Annotated in this window: 3 protein-coding genes; all 3 read right to left on the bottom strand. The window is 64.4% G+C overall.

Annotation, left to right across the window (positions count from 1 at the left end):
* Positions 1–137 (bottom strand): MerR family DNA-binding transcriptional regulator (locus ACGLHR_RS51460; protein WP_400103799.1); only part of this gene is annotated, 137 nt, incomplete at its 3' end.
* A 70-nt stretch (positions 138–207) separates the two neighbouring features.
* Positions 208–1377, bottom strand: coding sequence for an MFS transporter (locus ACGLHR_RS51455; protein ID WP_318234201.1), 1170 nt, complete (start codon positions 1375–1377; stop codon positions 208–210).
* A 238-nt stretch (positions 1378–1615) separates the two neighbouring features.
* Positions 1616–1993, bottom strand: a complete 378-nt coding sequence (locus ACGLHR_RS51450) for a hypothetical protein (RefSeq protein WP_400103797.1) — start codon at positions 1991–1993, stop codon at positions 1616–1618.
* Positions 1994–2282 lie beyond the last annotated feature (289 nt).

Genomic DNA, 2282 nt, shown 5'->3' with positions numbered 1-2282 from the left:
TCGGACTCGTCAAAGTACCGATGTCCGGAAGGCAGGCGCTTAGCCGCCAGGATGCCTTCGCGCTCCCAGCGGCGCACTGTACTGGGAGCTCGTCCGATGCGCTTTGCGAATTCGTTGATCCGATAAACCTTACTCATGGCGAGCGATTATAGATACTTCTGAGTAAGAACGGTGTATCAGTTGCTCGCTCCTTGCCGTAGTGCCCGCCTATGTGGCCATCACCTGCGGCGGACGCGGGCGCGTGGCCACCGCAAAGGCAATCTGCGCCAGCCCGGCAGCCAGCCCCAGTGCCACGCCGATCTGCCATGCCAGCGTGTAGGAGCCCAGCGCATCGTAGACCAGCCCGCCTCCGAACGCGCCGACGAAGCTGCCGATCTGGTGGCTGAAGAACGCCACGCCGCCCAGCATGGCCTGCCAGCGCAGGCCAAAGGTCTGCGCGATCCAGCCCGCCACCAGCGGTGCCACGCCCAGCCACAGGAAGCCCATCACGGCGGCAAACACCAGCGTGCTGCCCGGCGTGGGCGCCGATGAGAAGTACCAGGCCAGCGCGAGCGAGCGCACGCTGTAGATGGTGCCGAGCAGCACAAGCTTGCTGACCCGGCCGCCGGCCCAGCCGAAGAACAGGCTGCCCAGCACATTGAAGCCGCCGATCACGCCAAGCGCCTTGGCGCTGAGCATCGGGTCCATGCCGCAGATGTCGAGATACGAGGGCAGGTGCGTGGTGAGGAAGACCAACTGCATGCCGCACACGAAATACGCGGCGCCCATGACCAGGAACGCCTTGTTCCGCAACGCCGTGCCAAGCGCCTCGCGCGCATTCTGCTGCACGGCGCCGGGCAACGTGGGCAGTGGCAGGCGATCCACCTTGCCCGCGTACCACGCGGCGGGCAGCATGACCAGCGCAAGCAGGATAAAGGCCGCCAACCCCACGCGCCAGCCGAACGACTGCGCCACCACCTGCCCGATCGGCGCCGCCACCAGCGCCCCGAGCGAGCCGGCGCCAGACACAATGCCAAGCACCGCGCTGCGCAACGCCGCCGGCACCGGCCGCGCGGCCACCGCCATGGAAATGGCGCTGCCCGTGCAAGCCATCGATGCGCCGATCGCCACGCCCGCGCCGAGCGTCACGCCCACGATGCCGTGCGCCGTGGCCAGCAGCGCCAGCCCCAGCACATAGAGCAGCGAGCCGCTCATCATCAGCGGCCGGAACCCCACCCGCGCGGCCAAGGCGCCGGCCATGGGCTGGAGCAGCCCCCAGGCCAGGTTCTGCACCGCGATCGCAATCGTGAAATCCGACACCGAGATGCCGATGTCCTTGGTCAGCGGGGGCATGAAGATGCCAAGGCTCTGGCGCAGGCCCATGGCCAGGCTCAGCATGACGGAAGCGCCGAGCAGGATCGGCAGGACGGGGCGGAGGTCGGACAGGCGGGGAGGCACGGTGGAACTGTCTCTGTATTTGTCGTTGTTCTTGTGCCGGCACACCCGAGACAGCCGCGAACAGACGCGCAGGGACAGGCCAATGGCTCAGCGGAGGGTAAGTCCGAACCTGAGCGCTGTCAATGTGGTTCCGGCAGTCAGTGTGGCGATGACTGTCACTCCCACAGCCCCTCCATCATCACCGGGTAGGCCAAGGCCTGAAGGCAGAGAACCGGATATCGCGCACGCGAACACCGTGCCGATGGGCGTGACGGTGGGCATGCCATCGGCTCCCACGGTGGCAAGGGCGCAGTACAGGGAGGATCGCTGTGCGCGTTCGATGAGGGCGCGGATGGTTGGCCATGCACTCCAGGCTCGCTACACGTTGGCTGCAAGCCTTGACCGTATCCATGTATTCCTGCAATACGATTTGCTGCACCGGTTGCGCAAACTTCACCCCTTCGAGCCAACGCCAATGCGCCTGGGTCCAGCCCTTCTCGCCCAGTTCGAAGGCCATATACAGCCAACCGGTGATCGTCGTATTCTGCCCCTGAAGGGCTGTGTCAGGCGTGTTCATTTGCGTGCTCCTGAGAAACGAGACTGCGAATCTTCGTTTTACTCCAGGGGCTTAGCCTCCGCGGCCCTTCATAGTATCTCAAGCCTAATCCACGCCGCTTGAGGTGCGGCAGGTCAATACATTCTGTCTAGCCCGTTGACGCGGGGGTGTCTCTTTAGGGCGGGGTTTTGATGCTTCTGGCTGCTGATGCAGAATAGCGTGAGTGGGCGATATTTTAGCGCTTCTAGCTGCTGTCGCGGCTGTACGGTGTTGGCCGTTTTAGAACGTGTGAGATGTCACTTTTCTTTAC

Source organism: Cupriavidus sp. CuC1 (assembly GCF_044627735.1).
Lineage (GTDB): Bacteria > Pseudomonadota > Gammaproteobacteria > Burkholderiales > Burkholderiaceae > Cupriavidus > Cupriavidus ulmosensis.
Note: the sequence above shows the minus strand (reverse complement) of the source record. Positions and strands in the feature narration are given on the sequence as shown.

What these genes read in the sequence shown, in the direction of transcription:
- ACGLHR_RS51455 (WP_318234201.1), bottom strand. Translation starts at nt 1,377, where the DNA reads ATGCTGAGCCTGGCCATGGGCCTGCGCCAGAGCCTTGGCATCTTCATG.
- ACGLHR_RS51450 (WP_400103797.1), bottom strand. Translation starts at nt 1,993, where the DNA reads ATGAACACGCCTGACACAGCCCTTCAGGGGCAGAATACGACGATCACC.